The organism is Methylobacterium sp. E-025 (assembly GCF_022829705.1).
GTDB lineage: Bacteria > Pseudomonadota > Alphaproteobacteria > Rhizobiales > Beijerinckiaceae > Methylobacterium.
Genome location: NZ_JAKSYR010000041.1, coordinates 16791 through 32581, shown reverse-complemented (window position 1 = coordinate 32581; position 15791 = coordinate 16791). Strand labels below are relative to the sequence as shown.

Sequence of the window (15791 nt, the reverse complement as noted above, 5' to 3'; positions counted from 1 at the left end):
ACCAGGCCTCGCGCGCCGCTTTCACGTCCGGGCGTTCCTGCTCGGCGGCGTGCGCTGTCTTTTTTTGTAGGTGAGATCGCGTGCGTCGAGGAAGCTCCACAGGGTGCCGAGCCCGACCGTGAGGTCGTGCTCGTCCTGGAGCCGAGCGCGCATCTCCTCAAGGGTGATGTCGTCTTGTCCGTCGATCAGGCCACGCAAAAACGCCTCGTGCGGATCGAGCTTCGAGCGGCGCGCCCGCCCTTGCGGACGAGCGGCCACCGTCCCCGTCGTCGTGAGCGCGGCCATCCAGCGGATCGAGGTCGCGATGCCGACCCCGAAGCGCGCGGCCGCCTGGCGGCGCGAGGTCGTTGCCGCGGCCTTCACCACGCGCTCGCGCAGATCCTGGCTGTAGGGTCGGCCCATGCTTCGCTCCTTCTCAAGAGCGATCAGTGAATCAGTCCAACAGCGCCGCGTGAACCCCACCTGCCCGATTCAGCGCAGCCCGAAAACGCTCTAAGCTAAGGTCTGCATAGAACCTGCGGATGTGATCAAGCTCGGCCGCTGCAAAGCGGCCGGGCTTTTTGCTGGCAGCCCGCCTTGCAAGCTCTCGGCGAAGTCACCTGATCGAGCAGGAGCGCGTTCAGCTCTTCGTAGCTCTTCACCCGGACACGCGGGGTGAAGAAGCGCTCGCGCACCAGCCCGACCTGGTTCTCGACCTGCCCCTTCTCCCAACCCGAGGCCGGCGTGCAGGCGACCGGATCGACGAGGTAGTGCGAGCACATCTGCAGGAAGCGGCGGTTGGCCGAGCCCGCGCAGCGCCTCGTAGACCCGGATCAGCGTCAGCCGCTCGCGGCCAGATCTGCCGGCGTTGGTGGTCAGTATCCGATCGAGATCGTCGCGCCATGGCCCGAGCTTGGGCAGCGGCTGCACCTCACGCTCATAGGCGAAGGCGGTGGCCCCCGACCGGATGACCTTCCGGACCGTGTTGCGGGAGACGTGCAGGTCGCGGACGATGTCCTTGATCGCGCGGCCGCGGGTGAAGAACTTGCGCCGGATGCGCGCAATCGTGTCCACGCCCTTCATCCCCCTACACCACCCTTCCGGCCGTACCGGATGGCAATCTGCGAGAACGAGGTTAGGGGGTCAGAATTGGACGCCGATCCCTCGCCTCACGGGGTCAAAGTTGCACGCCGAAACACACCCCTGTCTTCACGACGTAGCGCAGGCCGTTGAACACCGCGCGCAAGCTATGCTCGCGCCGCTTTCGCATCCTCGCGCAGTAGCGTCAGGTAAGGGGCGACCAGCGCCCACTCATCATCGGAGGCGTCGGACGGTTAGGCTTTGCGTGAAGAGGTCATGCCCCTTCATTTGGAATCCTCGAACCACGGGTCCATAACAGCCTCTAGGCGACCTGACTGTAGAGAGTTATGCTGCCGCCTTTCCCCTGCTGCGCCATGCCTCGACGGCCTGATGCGCCCGGATGACGACAGCTTCGATCCAGGCAGCGTCGGCGTTCGTGACGGAGACGTTCCTCTCGAAGCCTTTGAGGCGGCCCCGGTCTGTCTTGCTCAGGAAACGACCGCCGAACGCTTTGGGCATCGTCCAGTCCAGCATCAGGGCATAGCGCGCTGCTCTGCTCCAGGGCTCGATCGCCTGCGTGTCTTTGAGACGCATCCCCGCTCGGCGGCATGGGGCGTCCGGTGCTTCGCTCTTGGTGTCGGGGCTGGTCGAGGAGCGTTGCTGGGGCGAGGAAGGAGCCGACCTGGTAGGCGCAATCTGGATGGTCCTCGCCAGAGCATGCCAGTCGAGCCCCGCTGTGGCTAACGTCCGTCCAATCGCACGCGCTGCAGCGACCACCTCGCCGTCGTGCTCGCTCGCGAGGCGGGGCAGCATCTTGGCGAGCTTCGCAGCGGTGTCGGCCGGGATCATGTGCGCCACCCCGGCAGCCCAGCCCATGACTCTGTTAGGGCAACCTCGCGTCCAGCCTGATCTGGAGCGGCCTCGATGACCTGTCGAAGCACCACCTCCATCGCATCAGGTCCACCGATCGTCGCGGCGTCCTGCTCCTGACGGCGGATGGCTGAACGATACGCCTTCACGGCAGGTCCAGCCTTTGAACCACTTTCCATCGCGCTCAGGATGGCGATCAGGGCAGCCGCGATGGGTGCGGTCTCACGCCAAGTCGCAGGCAGCGGCGCCCCATCGGCAGGCTCGGTGTTTGGGGCCTGATGCTGGCTAGGCGGCGGCGACGCGAAGCTGGTGGTAAGTGAACGCTTCATGCGCTGGCTTTCTTAAGTGATGGTGACGCGCAAAATCATTGTTCGGCCCCTGAAGCGACCTTCGCAACCGAAACCAGGAGTGGCAGCAGACCTCGGACGGGCCGGCATCCACCCGACCCAGCCTTACTGTCCTGTTTCATCACCATCACACGCCTGCAGGCAGACCTTCTGACCTTCGGCGAAGGGGCGGGAGCGGACTTAGGCCGTGAGTTTCATCCGTCAGATTTCGACCTTTAGCTGATCCCAGCGGCCGGCATCGGGAGGGCGACCGTTACCCTCAATCCATCCGGATCGTACCCAACGTTGACCTGGGCTCCAGCCTGCTGGGTCAGTACCCGATTGAGCACTTTGGTGCCAAAGCTTTCCCGGGTGGGCGGCTGGACCAACTGCCCACTATGCTCGCTCCAGATCCAATGCAGAACCGGGCACACGGGGTCAGCCTCGACCGACCATGTCACCTCCAGGCGACCACTGGGATCGCTAAGCGCACCATGGCGAACGGCATTCGTGGCAAGTTCGTGCAACGCCATCCCGACTGGTACCGCAAGATCGGACGGCAGGGGAACATAGGGTCCGCGTAGCTCGATGTGCCGGGGACCCGCCTCAACGTAGCCATCGAGCTCGTTCCGAAGCATCTCGTCGAAGGAGACGACCTGAGAGACGTCCTCGGTGATCATGGCATGCGTCTTGGCCAGGGAAGCGATCCGGCCGGAGAACGCTTGCCTGAACTCGTCCAAGGTGGACGACGACCGTAGGGTGGCGTTGAGAACGGCCTGTACGGTGCCGAGCGTGTTCCTCACCCTGTGGTGGAGTTCACGTACCATCATGGCCTGGCGATCCTCGTAGCCACGACGATCGGTGATGTCGCGCTGAGCTGATACCCAGCGCGTGACCGGTCCATCTCCCTCCCGCAGGGGTGTGATCAGCCACTCAACGACATAGGTCGATCCGTCCTTGCGGTAGTTGACCGCCTCTCCTTGAAACGGTTCGCCGGCGACGAGCGCCGTGCGCATGCGGTCGAGTACGGATCGGTCGGTCCTCGGCCCCTGAAACAGTCGTGGCGTGAGTCCGACGATCTCATGGGCGGCATAGCCGGACATCCGTACGAAGGCCGGATTGGCGTACTCGATGCTGGGACCATCACCATCCAGAGCGGCGGAGGTGATGAGGATGGCCTCGCCCGATGCTTCAACGGCTGCGAGAAGCACTTCCGGGGCGGGGAGGAAACGCTTCGAGCTATCTTCGTCCTGCAAGTCCGCCCCCATCGGATCACCTCGTGCGACCCAATCGGACAACATTTCTAATGGTCCGCAGTTGCGGGCCTGCGACACCGCCCTGTTGATGGTGCTTGCAGATGCGGCGCGATCCCAGCCAATCGTCCCGCCGCAGCCCGTAATCACGGGCCGGGCGGCCACACCAGAATGCGCCTTCCCGAGCAAGCGTAGCCGCTATACGGAAGCCGCCGAACGTGTTCTGCTTTTGTTTCTGTATTTACGGGGGAGCACCATGCAGTCATCGACATCGTCATCAGGCTTTCCAGTTCCGGTGCCCCTTGTAGCCAAGCCCGTCCGGGCTGTCTTTCCGAGCCGAGCCGACGACTTTATCGAGGAGGAGATCGACCTCCAGCGCCTGCTGATCGTCAATCGCCCGGCGACCTTCCTGGTTCGGGTCGGTGACGACAGCATGATCCTTGCCCTTCTGTTCGACGGTGACCTCGCCATCGTCGACCGGTCGCTGATTCTTCGCCCCGGCGATATCGTCGTGGTCGACATCGATGGGGAGCGCTCGTTCAAGGTCTGGAAGCGCCAGGGGCCTCGCATCAGCCTCTATTTCGCCTACCGCGCCTCCCCGAATTCCAGCTATGTCCCGACGCTGCCATCGAGGTTTGGGGCGTCTTCTCCCGGTCCATCTGCCCAAGGCGCCGCTGCGAATGAGCGCCAAGGCCTGCGCCCTCTGCAACCGCAATTCCTTCTGCTGCTCGTGCGAGCGGGTCTTCGACGCGCCTGGCCACGAGGTGGTCAACCGGCTAGCGCGTCAGACGGTTTCGTCCGAGATCGAACGAAACCGCTTGGACGTGAGTCTCCGGACCGACAACGCGTTCAGTCCACCGGCGGAAAGTGTTCTATGAATCGTACGCCATCCCATAGCTCGACAGCGTGACCGTCTACGAGAGCTTGGGCCTGAGATAGTGCAGCAGTGTCGTCGTCGGCTATTAGCCTCACCATTCCAACGAGATTGCCAGTTTTCTCTAAAAATATTGCGCTGTAGCGAGGTGGCCTTGGCAGCTTGTCAAGGCTTTTGAAGCTGATCTTCTCATCGCTTGACATCATTGCCCCATTTGCGGAAAATAATTATTCCATTATTTTATCCGATAGGATCGATGACATCAGTAAATATTTATTGCAATCGGCTACGCCCTAATTTCCTCGTTATTGCAAAAAAGGCGCGCCGGGCAAGCGCGCACTAGGGTAGATTCGGACGGTCCGTGAAAGGGGCAGGTTCTATCAGCTCATGAGCACGTGTGCTTGCCGGACGGCTTGAGCCCCGCCGTTGTCTCAGTCATCGTCTCTCTTGGTGCAGCAAAGCCAGCGATGCGGCTAACAGGGCACGGGTGCGCAACTTTAAAGCAGCTGCCTCATAAAGCTGATGATCGGCGTTAGCTACGATAAGCTTGCACGATTGCACAACCGTCTGTGTGGCGCGCACGACGTTGTGCCCCTCCATGACGCTGGCAGCAATCATCTCGTCGGGATCGAGCATAGCGTGCCTCGGCGCCCATTGAGCATTAGTCTCGCGACTTTTGGCAATGCAGGCGCTGGCGCTTTGTATCCCCGCTTCATGGCGTCGAGCGCGCGGCCGCCTACGGTCGAGCTGTCGTCCCCGACGCTCACTGAATCATCGCCGATCCGGGCACGAGCCTCAACAGCGCCGCGAGCTTCATCAGGCCCGCGTCGGTCATCTCCTCATCGTCGACGTGCCACAGGCTCAGTTCGCCGCAGGCTGGCTCTACCCGCAGGCCGATCGCGCGGAGGGCCTGAGCAACCTCGTGACAGGGGGCGTCGGTGACGGTCTTCGCCTCAGACAGGTAGCTGGTGCTCGGGTTGTTCATACGACTGGGTCCCGACACGCCATCCATCGATCCTACTCCACAGCTTCCGGATGCGGGGCTGGAGTGCCGCAATACACCCTTAGGATCAGCGGGCACCCATCGTGATTTCGACGATGCACGAGCAATCGCTTCCCGACCGCTGTGTACGATCCAGAGACTGCAACACGGCCGTGGCAGGCTGGACAGCGCTTCCCGGCTTTGGCGTAAATGCCCTGAGCCTCGATGAGGCTGACAAGCTTCCAGGCACCATCGACCTTCACTTCGCAGCGGTTCGCATCCGGCTTTGTCATAGCCTGACGTGGCACGCCGGCACTTCCTCAGCCAGTGCGCAACGGCCACGATTTGAGACGCGATGTGTGAGTAGCGGGCCGGAAGGACGGAACAGACGCGGTGGCCATCGCTTCGCTCTTGCGCGACATCATGGAAGCGAGACGCTGACACACCGCAGCCAGGCGACGAGCCGGCGCCGATCGGTGATCCGACACCGGGCCCTCAGCAGCCCGAGAGCGATCCGCCGCCGAGCCCAGCGCCTACCCCGCAGATGGAGGACGAGGCGTCGATCGAGGAGACCGAAGAGCAGCCGAGCTAGGCAGCCCTCAATCCCTACGCGTCCAGTATCTTGCTCCGGTCGCGTCGGTGAGGATGATTGAGGCTGGGATGGTAGGATCGGCTCTGATAGTCACGGCTGCGGTCATTGCTTCAGTGCCTCCGACTAGCTCCAATTGCTCCAGCGCTACGGCGGTGAGCGCCGCTACGGTGATCGCGGACCACAATCCGGCGACTGCGACAGTTGGGACTCTCGACACGCACGCACCCTCACGGTTGATCGTAGGATGCCGGTGATCGGTTAATGAGGTTGATCCGCGGCGGGCGTTCAATCCAGAAAAGAGACGAAGACGCCGTCGGCGCTTAGAATGGCGCACTGATCTGGGCACCAGCGCTCAACACCGATCAGCGAGATTTCTCGCACGGCTGACACCGACAAGATCGCGATAAATGCAGACGAGAAGGTTGATCGGGGCTCGCTTTCATACTGGCAGGGTGCGATGGTTCGTCCTGATCTAATAACAGGACGTCTCAACGATGCCGATGGTTCAGCGCACCGCAAAATTGATTCAAAATCTAGAAATTGAGTTAGAATTAGGCAATCCGTCCAATGTCGCCGATTACCTAAATAATAGCCAAAATCATATTGAGGATATAAAAAGTTCCTATGAGATTGACCCCGAAGTGATGAGAGCAGTTGAGACTGTGGAAGCAAATATTTCGGCTGTGTCCGCTACCATGCGCCAGTACGGAATTCACAACGAGCAAGGGCATAGCGAGGTCGAGACGATGCGTCAGAGCGCCTTGTTGGCCATCAAAGCTCTCGCGAAGCACCTGGATCACACGAAGCTGAACGAGCGGGGCAACGCGCTCGGGGTGTAGCTACGCACTTGGGTTGCTACCACAGGCGCAGCAGATACCCGCCGGCCAGCACGAGGACGATGAGGGGCACGGCCGATAAGGCGATTTTCTGCGCCAACCCTGGCTCACGCTGGGTGCCGCGCCGGTTTGTAGTTCGGGGCTTTAAGGCGACGATCTTTGGATCGGAAAGATGCTGCGTCAGGCTATCAGGCAGCCTGCGCTTTGATGGTCCCCGGGGCATGCTCACCTCTCTACGACCGCCTCGCCGTGCCGCGCGCAGGGTGTCTCAAAGATCAGGCACGTCCGCGTCAAGCCAGTCCGCCGCTGCCTTTAGGTTTTGAAACTTGTGCGTCTCGCTCGTGAAAGGCGGTGGAAAGGGCGGGCTGTCGGCGAGTGGTTCGGCTGACCGCACGGGCTCGATTGGTGTCCGGCCTTCCACGCTTGTCTTCAGAAAACGGAATGGCAGAAATCCACCCGAACCGATCAATAAGCGGCGGGTCCCGACCCAACCCAGTCTAAATTTATTCTGTTATCGCTTCCCGTAAGCAGGCCTTTGCATCTCTCGCCATGGGCAAAACGGTGCCGTTCTCGGCTCACGCAACACCTGGCCGAGCCACATCGACGGAGTTGCGTCGACGTACGGGCGGCGGCGGCCTGAAGCGAGCCATGTCGCGAGCCGGGGGCATGCCGTACATGCGCGCGTACTCCCGGCTGAACTGCGATGTGCTCTCGTAGCCGACAGAGAAAGCGATGGCTGCGGCATCGCGTGGCTCGAACAGCAACAACCGGCGCGCCTTCAGGAGGCGAAGCCGCTTCTGGTACTGGATCGGGGTCATCGCGGTGATCGCCTTGAAGTGGCGATAGAAGGCCGCAACGCTCATCCCCGCCATCGTTGCAAGGACTTCGACACGGAATGGCTCGGCATAGTGTGCCTGTATCCATTCGAGAGTCCGTCCGACCTGGGATAATCGACTGTCCGGCCGGCCGATTTGCCGGAGCAGGTCTCCCTGCGGCCCCTGAAGCACGCGAAACAGGATCTCGCGCTCGATCATCGGTGCCAGCATGCCGATCTCGTTCGGTCGATCAACCAAGCGCATCAGCCGGAGCCAGGCGTCGATGAGTTCCGGTTCGGCGGCGGTGACCGAGAAGCAAGGACCACACGTCGGCAACCGGGCATCGCCAAGGTCGTCGAGCATGTTCGCGATAACGCCCGGGTCCAGGGTCAGGCTAAGTGCGAGATACGGCTCCCGGGGTCCATCAGACTGGATCTGGCCGATTGCCGGCACGTCGACCGGGATCAGGAAGTACGTCGCTGGCTCGAAGCGCAGGATCTGATCACCGACCGACAGGCTTTTGGTCCCCTGCAGGACCATGTGGAGCATCGGCTCGTACACCTGGTTCGAGCATGCTTCCGCCCGGACCATCGACACGCGGGGAAGCCCTGTTGGCGTCCACTTGTCCCCGGCGCGCATCACGATGGCGCGCAGTTCGTCCATCCCGTCCGTCATGCCTGATGGGCTAGCATCAGGTGATCGCCGCCACAAGCGACTGAGAAGATTGGGCAAGGATGAGCGAGTAACCGGCACGCGGATAATCGACCGACGACTTAGGTTCCGGTCGTCGACGGGGCCCCTTGGTTCCGGCGACGAAAGTCGTGAACCTTAGGGACAACCCATGAAGCTTGATGGAAAGATCGCCGTCGTCACCGGTGCCTCCAGTGGCATCGGCGCCGGCATCGCCAAGGCACTCGGTGCCGAGGATGCCACCGTTATCGTGAACTACGCGACCAGCCGGACGGGAGCGGACGCCGTCGTCGCGTCCATCGAGGCGGCCGGCGGGAAGGCGGTCGCGATCCAGGCGGACATGAGCAGGTCGACCGACGTCGCCCGCCTGTTCGACACCGTGAAGGCCGACCACGGCCGGGTCGACGTCCTCGTGAACAACGCGGGCATCGCCGTCTTCGAGATGGTCGCGGACCTCACCGAGGAAGCCTTCCACCGGCAGTTCAATGTCAACGTGCTGGGCTACTTCCTGGCGATCCGAGAGGCGGTGAAGCACTTCGGAGAGACCGGCGGCAGCATCATCAACGTCAGCTCGATCCTCAGCTCCGACCCGTATCTCGCCTCCAGCGTCTACTCGGCGACGAAGGGCGCCGTCGACACGATGACGTTCGCCTTGGCCCGCGAACTCGGACCGCGTGGGATCAGGGTCAACTCGATCCTGCCGGGCCATACGAACACCCCGGCCACCGTAGGGCATTTCGACGGTGCATTCGGCGAGAAGCTCGTCGCTGGCACGCCGCTCGGCCGCTTCGGCGAGCCCGAGGATATCGCCCCGGTCGCGGTTTTCCTGGCCTCGAACGATTCCCACTGGGTGACGGGGGAAGCCATCCGGGCCGCGGGCGGCGTGCGCGGCGTCGGGTACTAGCCCTCGCTTCCCAGCCGACCCGACCGCGAGTAGCGGCGTCCGGCTCGAAGCCCGACGCCGCGGATCATCCACCCCCTCATCGAAGGATGCCGTCATGGCAATCTCGGACCGCGGGAGCGCACCTCCCGCGTCGGGGCGGCGCTCGCTCGCCCTGCTCACCGTCCTCTCTGCGCAGTTCATGCTCGCCATGGACCTGCTTATCGTCGTCGTGGCCTTGCCGCGCATACAGACGGACCTTGCCTTCTCCCCAGCGGCCCTGACCTGGGTCCTCAACGCGTTCGGCCTCGCGTTCGGGGGCCTCCTGCTTCTGGGCGGGAGGCTGGGTGACATGCTGGGACAGGTCAGAACCTTCCGCGCAGGCATCGCGGTGTTCGTGCTGGCCTCGCTGGTCGGGGGGCTCGCCGAGACCTCGGGCATCCTGGTCGCCGCACGCGTGTTCCAGGGGATAGGCGCCGCATTGGCGGGTCCGAGCGTTCTGGCCCTGGTCATGGCGATGTCGCGCAATGCAGCGGAGCAGGCGCGCGGAATGTCCCTCTTCATCGCCGTCTCGTCGGTCGGAGCGTCGGCGGGACTGATCCTTGGCGGCGTTTTGACCGAGTACCTGTCCTGGCGGTGGTCGCTGCTGATCAACGTGCCGGTCGGTTCGATGGTCTTTGCGGTGATCGGGCGGCTGGTCGGCGAAACCCATCCGAAGGAAGCCAAGCTCGACGTCGTCGGCGCCATTACGGCGACGTTGGGGTCCGTCGCCCTCGTTTACGGCTTCATCAGCGCCGCCGAGAACGGTTGGTCATCGGCGCCCACGATCCTGTCCTTCGCGGCGGGAGCGCGCCTGTTCGTCGCCTTCGTCCGGTCCGCGGGCCGGCATCTGCAGCCGTTGCTGGACCTCGACCTGCTGCGGGACCGACCCCGGCTTGGGGGACTTGCGGTGATGGCCCTCATCGTCGGCATGCACTTCTCCGTCCTGTTCACGCTCGTGCAGTACCTCCAGCAGGTCCTAGGCTACACGCCGCTCATCGCGGGGCTCGCCTGCCTGCCCCTGACGGCCACCGTGTTCGGCATCAGCCAGTTCGTTCCGCGATTGATCGGTCGGTTTGGAACCCGTGCCTTGCTGGTCATGGGCAGTTTGCTGGTCTCGGTGAGCCTGCTCGGCTTCGCCCTGCTGGGTGATGCCGGGTCCTACTTCCCGGCCGTGCTCATCCCTCTCTTCGTTCATGCCGTCGGTATCGCCCTCGTGTTCGCACCAGGCACCGTGGCGATCATGGAGGGGGTACCCGTTGAGCACGCCGGGGCGGCGTCCGGCCTTCTGCAAATGGATCAGCAGATCGGAGGAGCACTCGGCATCGCGGTCATCACCTCGATCTACACCCTTGCCGTCGAACCTGGGCGGTACGTCTCGGGCTTGCCGGCGGCCTTCGGGGTTGGCGCTGCGATTGCCTCCGTGGCGGCGATCATCGCATGGCGCGCTTTCCGCCCGAGAACGTCGACTAGGCTCGTGACCACATGACCACGGCGCTGCTCGACCGGCTCACCCACCATTGCGAGATCGTCGAGACCGGCAACGAGAGCTGGCGCTTCAAGAACCGCGCCTGAGGCCGACACACGCGTCGCGCCTGCTGGACCCCTGATCAGCCCGGCTGCGCCACCCCGACCCGCTTCGCCGGGCTGATCGAGGGCGTCCCGCCATACCCATCCAGGGGGTCAAAGTTCGACGCCGATCCAGGGTCAATGTTCAACGCTGTTTGACAGCCACCTGCGCCAGAGGTCGTCATCTAGCCAACCGAACCGAGCGGATCAGTGCCATCCGCTCGTCCTGCCATCGTCACACGACCAACGATGCACGATTTTTGTACCTGGGCCACCAAATTGGGGCAGATGCAACCTGCGTCTGACGGGCGCCACGGCCGTGGGCGATTGATGCGAACGGTGGGCGCGGCGGCCGAAATACGAGGACGTCACCGAACCCTGGCGGCTGATCCCGCCGCCCCCCCCTGTCGGTGGGCAAGGCCCGCGTCGCCGCAGCGTCGGAAATCTGCGCGATGCCCCCGTTCCTGTACGTCGTTGGGCATGACGGATACCGGCTACCTCCCGAGCCCGTCCGGGAGTCTCGGTACCTCTAGCTTCTTGACGCGTACGACAGCGGATCCCCGATTGTTGTCGTAGAACCAATGGCAGGTATCAAAGTACGGCACGCCAACGATCGCATCATTGACGAATAGGAACAGCTCTCCGTCGGCCTTGGCAACGAACTCCGAAAGGTATGTTGTCGGCAAGCGTTGCAGCTTGGCGTGGAAGTCCTCTGCTTTGGCGAGCATGCTGGAGGGCAATTTATCCGAAAGGCTCCTGAGGTCGAGCCGACAGCCTCGCGCCCGCGCGGGTTCGACCGGAGCGTCCGAACCACGTATGCTGGCTGGCAATCTGCGTCCGTTCCAGGACTGTACGTCGCCTCGCGAGTCGACGCCATTCCAGGCGGGAAGGCCCGCCTCAGCCCCGCCGTCGAACTTAAGCGCGAACTCGGTGGCGTCGCGCAGTCCGATCCGCGCGATGGGTTGGAGCCAATCAGCCTCGGGATTGCGCCTTAGCGGTAGCGCCAGGACGTAAGGCAACGTACTCCCGGCGAAGCCGGCCGTGCCGGATATCACGTCCCTGTCGAACCAAGGGTCCGTCATCGTTAGCTGAATCTGGTAGCGGGATCCGCGTTCCAGGCGGATGCCAGTCGGCGAGCAGATCTGGTCGATTGCGAGCGGACCGCGGGCTTGGCGGGTCTCTCCTTCAGCTAGAGAGGATGGCAAGATGGAGCCCGGGGAGCAGTAGGTTCCGGCGGCGCTGCGCGTCGTCACCGTGATACGGCTGACGACGACGAGAATGGTCAAACCAATGAGTGCGACGAAGAAGGACGGAGCGATCACGCCGACAATGGATCGGTGCACGAATTCGGAGGTCGTCGAGTTTCGTACGGCCCGGGCGATCCGGGACGGTATGGAAGGTCGCACCGCTCCGCCGGGCGACGCGGCCCCGGAACGACGGAAATAAGGGGGTTGCTTTGCCGGCGCTTGAGGTAGCCCAGAGGAGGCGAACCAGGCGCATCGGGCAAGGTCGGCAATGCGGTCACGCAGCCGGCAACTGCAGAGGTAGAGCAGCCAGGTCGCCAGCAACACAGCCAAGCACGGCAGCGGATGCGCGACGAGCGCGTCAAGGTAGCTACGCGCGAAGCCAGGAATGAACGTGCCGATCGTCGGGGCGACGAGATCAAGGTTGCCGCTGAGGGCATTCTCCGCGCCCATCCAGTCACGCCGTCGATCGTCCCACCAAGTCGCAGCGCCGAATGGCCGAAGGAATGCCCGGATCGACCGTTCGAACCCGTCGGCGAGTGGTCCGGCCGTCCAGGGCAACGAGGCTACGATACCCACGGCGGCGATCATCAGGAAATATGCGACCCTCCGCCACCACACGGCATCCCGTACAAGCTCGATGTATCCCGGGACAGGCTGGGGCATCCGGGCGGGGGGAGCCAAGTTCGGCACGGCAGCCGTGATGGCAGAATCGCCAATGCGGAGGATGCATTCCGCTGCGTTCGGCGCCATGGACGGAGGCACCCAGACCCGGGCGTCATCGGGAAGTGTCGCCGGGGCATACAGGTCGCTGCCGAGCACCATCTTTTCGAGCACCGAGTTATGGACGACGGGCCCTCCGCGAGATCCGTCAATGCGGATCTCCCGCGGACTGTAGCGATAAGCCACCGCCGGCCCGGAACGCGAGTCGTGGCGCGGACCGAACGAGGAGGCATCGGCCTTGAAGCCCGCCACTGCAGACTTGCTGAAGGTCAAGCCATTGTTGGGCAGGACGTGAATTTCATCCAGCATCCACAGCAACGGGACCAGCGCCAACGAAGGGTCAGGATAGCCGCCACCGACATCCGAATGCACGCCAGCGAACCAGACTTCCCGAATGCGCCGCCTGTCTGGCTCGTGGCGCATGTCGAACAGGACGGGATGGAAGGAGGTCCGCTCATCGTCGAGCGCCAGCGCATGTCGGACGTGTCGGACGTTCTTGGCCAGCTCGCGATTCCGGAACGAAATCGGCCAAATCATGCGATCCACTGCGCGGCGCATCTCCTCGAGGGGGACGCCAAAGGCTTCGACCGTATCGAACAAGCCCAAGAACTCGATGCCGACCTCGACTCGGTTCTCCGATGGGTCTTCAAGGGTCGCGGCCACCAGTCGCTGTCGATCCATCTCGGCACGGACTGCGGAGTACGACCGATGGCCCAAGAGCCCGTGATGAAGCGCCAGACCGAAGTCGCGGATCGCGCGAGCAACAGCGATCGTGGGACGCGTCCAGCCCGCCGGCGCGGTCCTCGTCCGGTACGCGCGCCACGCGGCCATGGCATTGCGGTCCATCTCGACCCTCGAAACGGGACTGGTCCCGATGCGTGCTGGGACGAGACCCTGCGAGGCAATGAGCGCCGCCAGCGTGCGGATGGTGAAGGCTCCGCGGCTGAAGCCGAACATCCAAATTTCGTCGCCTGGTCGCCAATTCCAGCAGATGAAGCGGTACAGCTTGCGGACGTTCGACGGCACACCCAAGCCTGTGGCGCCGTCTAGAACCGCAAAGGGCTTGAAGCCGGACGTGCCGACGCCAGGGATGTAGCGCGCAAGTTGGTCCGGACCGCCTTGGTCGAGAGCCTGGAACAACCGCCAGACGTTCGACTCCTGCGTCATGAAGGCATTGCCCGTACCGTCGGCGAATACGATGAGCTTCTTCATGACGACACCTTGCCCGATGGATTTTTCGCGGGGGTTCGACCTGTGGACGAATCTCTACTTCGCAGCGGCGACGGTCACGTTTACCGTAGCCCCATTCGCCGCGGATTTTGGTGCGCCACTGACTGGGGAGGAAGCCGACTTCAGGAGCCGCCCTGCTACGATACCGCTCATCAACTTCCGGCAGACCGTTTCCGATAGAAGGGGGTTCGTCAGGGTCGTGCCGCGACGCGTCGGGTCGTGCTCGCTGATGCAACTGACGAGGAGCGCCGAGACCGCCGTTTCCTGAGCGGTGAACTTTGGCGCGGCGGAACCAGCCGTACCAGTTCCAGCCAGCGCCACCAGAAGGTTGCCGTATTGACTAAGGATAAGCGCGTACGCGTCCTGACCGATCACCCCGTTCGCGTAGGCCCGACAAGCTTCCGACAGACCGTCCCGGAGGGCGAGGACACCAGCAGTCCGTCCCTCCAGGCTCGTCGAAGTCTCCGTCGAACTCGAATTGAAGGCCCCAGAGCCGGAATCCCCGCCGATCGTCACGCTCGCGTTGGCGGCCAAAGCACGCCCGAAAGCGATTGCCGCGTCGGGACTTGGTTCGGTGCAGACCGTCGGGAGAACGAAATTCTCGCCCGTTCGCTGGTCGAAGATCAGGCGGTCCCGTTCCGAGATCGTGCGGAGATTGGGGCCGATGACTGCGGCAGCCTTTACAGAATCGAGTTGAAATGGAACAGGTGCAATATTGGGATCAGCACAGGATGCCAATACAGGGCCAGCCAGCAAAATGAATACAAATCCCATTCGAGACATGGATGAGTCCTCCCCGAGATAAGCTTTAACCCGATTCTTATTAAAAGTTTAGGCTTATATTAGAGGCAAAGCACCGTGACGGTGCAATTATACTTATCAGATGTTTATACGTCCATGACGGTCATAAGACTGTATGCTTGCATTCCCGGCCGATTCTATACTGAAAGAGATAGTCTTGAATGGAATGATCCCACTCGATCCTGTCAACACGCCAATAACGATTCCATTGCGATCTCTCTCAGGTGTTGAATATATGTCACGCGACACTCTACGTCGCGGATGGCAAGGTGCAGAGCTGTGGCTTCGTAGGTGTCCTTGCGCGGGCAGGTGCGGCTACGCAGCGTCGCCCTGTTTGTCTGCCGATCCGACCACGTCGTCGACTGGAGCTCACCTTCAGGGTACGACCCGTGCTCGCCGGGCGGCCCAACCGCCTCTGGATCCTCGGCCTGGGCTATCTCGGTCGAGCATTCCTCTGGACCCAGGTGCTCTGCCATATTCGGATCGGGCGTGGGTGCGGCTTTCCTTGCAGAACACCGACACGGTTTCCGGCGTGACCGAAACACATCCATCCTGACCCAGGACGCGATGACCGGCATGCGGAAGACACGTGCCGTCCCCGACGCTCTCGAAGGTCACGGCTTCCAAACCACCCTCGTGAAGAGGTCATTCGATGGCGACTTACGACCTCGTCTCGAGGACGACCCTGACAGCCGTACGCGGGCCTATCCGCAACAGCACCTTCCCGTTTTAGGACGACACTCGAAGTCGCGATTCAGCGATTCGAAACCAATCCACAGGGCGGAATGCGACAGAATCCATTCGCCCGCTTTTCACGCAACTCATTGTTGTAACTGACTTTTCTAAATCTCTCTCGCTTGCCGAGGTATCATAAAGCTCCCCGGACTCCTCTTGTGAGATGAACCGCGCCATACTGTGAGGGGGCAAGCCACAGCCTGCCGTCACGAACTCGCCAATCATCAATGCCATAAGAAAGTGTTCCCATTAAAATATTGGGGCGTACTCGTA

The 15791-nt window shown here is 62.6% G+C and carries 11 protein-coding genes and 5 pseudogenes; 5 read left to right on the top strand and 11 right to left on the bottom strand.

Annotated features, from left to right (window positions below):
- From MKK64_RS03490 to MKK64_RS03465, 6 genes and pseudogenes are all read right to left on the bottom strand, one after another.
- Window positions 1-402 (bottom strand): annotated as a pseudogene (locus tag MKK64_RS03490) (IS630 family transposase); the annotation flags it as partial.
- A 197-nt stretch (window positions 403-599) separates the two neighbouring features.
- Window positions 600-1062: pseudogene (locus tag MKK64_RS03485) on the bottom strand (IS21 family transposase); the annotation flags it as partial.
- A 118-nt stretch (window positions 1063-1180) separates the two neighbouring features.
- Window positions 1181-1283: pseudogene (locus MKK64_RS03480) on the bottom strand (IS5/IS1182 family transposase); the annotation flags it as partial.
- A 121-nt stretch (window positions 1284-1404) separates the two neighbouring features.
- Window positions 1405-1908 (bottom strand): hypothetical protein, encoded by a 504-nt coding sequence (locus MKK64_RS03475; protein ID WP_243932253.1) that lies wholly within the window; start codon window positions 1906-1908, stop codon window positions 1405-1407.
- Window positions 1905-2258 carry a hypothetical protein gene (locus tag MKK64_RS03470; protein WP_243932252.1) on the bottom strand — a complete coding sequence of 118 codons (354 nt, stop codon included), beginning with the start codon at window positions 2256-2258 and terminating at the stop codon, window positions 1905-1907. The genes MKK64_RS03475 and MKK64_RS03470 overlap by 4 nt, the downstream gene beginning before the upstream one ends.
- Window positions 2259-2491: 233 nt before the next feature.
- A complete protein-coding gene (locus tag MKK64_RS03465) occupies window positions 2492-3673 on the bottom strand; it encodes an HWE histidine kinase domain-containing protein (protein ID WP_313898885.1) in 1182 nt (393 codons plus the stop codon).
- Between the two features lie 91 nt (window positions 3674-3764).
- Here MKK64_RS03465 and MKK64_RS03460 point away from each other — a divergent pair.
- Window positions 3765-4192: pseudogene (locus MKK64_RS03460) on the top strand (LexA family protein).
- Window positions 4193-4817: 625 nt separating this feature from the next.
- On the opposite strand, the gene MKK64_RS03455 reads toward MKK64_RS03460, so the two are convergent.
- Together MKK64_RS03455 and MKK64_RS03450 are read right to left on the bottom strand one after the other, a co-directional pair.
- Window positions 4818-5018: a hypothetical protein gene (locus MKK64_RS03455; protein WP_243932251.1), complete on the bottom strand. Its 201-nt coding sequence runs from the start codon at window positions 5016-5018 to the stop codon at window positions 4818-4820.
- Window positions 5019-5145: 127 nt separating this feature from the next.
- Window positions 5146-5367 (bottom strand): hypothetical protein, encoded by a 222-nt coding sequence (locus tag MKK64_RS03450; RefSeq protein WP_243932250.1) that lies wholly within the window; start codon window positions 5365-5367, stop codon window positions 5146-5148.
- Window positions 5368-6450: 1083 nt separating this feature from the next.
- On the opposite strand from MKK64_RS03450, the gene MKK64_RS03445 reads away from it, so the two are divergent.
- Complete coding sequence (locus tag MKK64_RS03445) at window positions 6451-6795, top strand: hypothetical protein (protein ID WP_243932249.1); 345 nt, start codon at window positions 6451-6453, stop codon at window positions 6793-6795.
- 572 nt (window positions 6796-7367) lie between these two features.
- Here MKK64_RS03445 and MKK64_RS03440 read toward each other — a convergent pair.
- Window positions 7368-8270 carry an AraC family transcriptional regulator gene (locus tag MKK64_RS03440; RefSeq protein WP_313898884.1) on the bottom strand — a complete coding sequence of 301 codons (903 nt, stop codon included), beginning with the start codon at window positions 8268-8270 and terminating at the stop codon, window positions 7368-7370.
- Between the two features lie 178 nt (window positions 8271-8448).
- Here MKK64_RS03440 and MKK64_RS03435 point away from each other — a divergent pair, with 178 nt between their 5' ends.
- The 3 genes and pseudogenes from MKK64_RS03435 to MKK64_RS03425 form a co-directional block, all read left to right on the top strand.
- Window positions 8449-9201, top strand: coding sequence for an SDR family NAD(P)-dependent oxidoreductase (locus MKK64_RS03435; protein ID WP_243932247.1), 753 nt, complete (start codon window positions 8449-8451; stop codon window positions 9199-9201).
- A gap of 94 nt (window positions 9202-9295) precedes the next feature.
- Window positions 9296-10705: an MFS transporter gene (locus MKK64_RS03430; protein WP_243932246.1), complete on the top strand. Its 1410-nt coding sequence runs from the start codon at window positions 9296-9298 to the stop codon at window positions 10703-10705.
- Window positions 10702-10791: pseudogene (locus MKK64_RS03425) on the top strand (ATP-binding protein); the annotation flags it as partial. The gene MKK64_RS03430 and the pseudogene MKK64_RS03425, both read left to right, overlap by 4 nt.
- Window positions 10792-11279: 488 nt before the next feature.
- Here the strand turns inward: MKK64_RS03425 and MKK64_RS03420 are convergent.
- Entirely contained in the window at window positions 11280-13964 is a 2685-nt protein-coding gene (locus MKK64_RS03420; RefSeq protein WP_243932245.1) for a DUF2235 domain-containing protein, read from the bottom strand.
- Window positions 13965-14018: 54 nt separating this feature from the next.
- The gene (locus MKK64_RS03415; RefSeq protein WP_243932244.1) at window positions 14019-14765 is read right to left on the bottom strand and encodes a hypothetical protein; all 747 of its coding nucleotides are present in this window, start codon (window positions 14763-14765) and stop codon (window positions 14019-14021) included.
- Between the last annotated feature and the right edge of the window lie 1026 nt (window positions 14766-15791).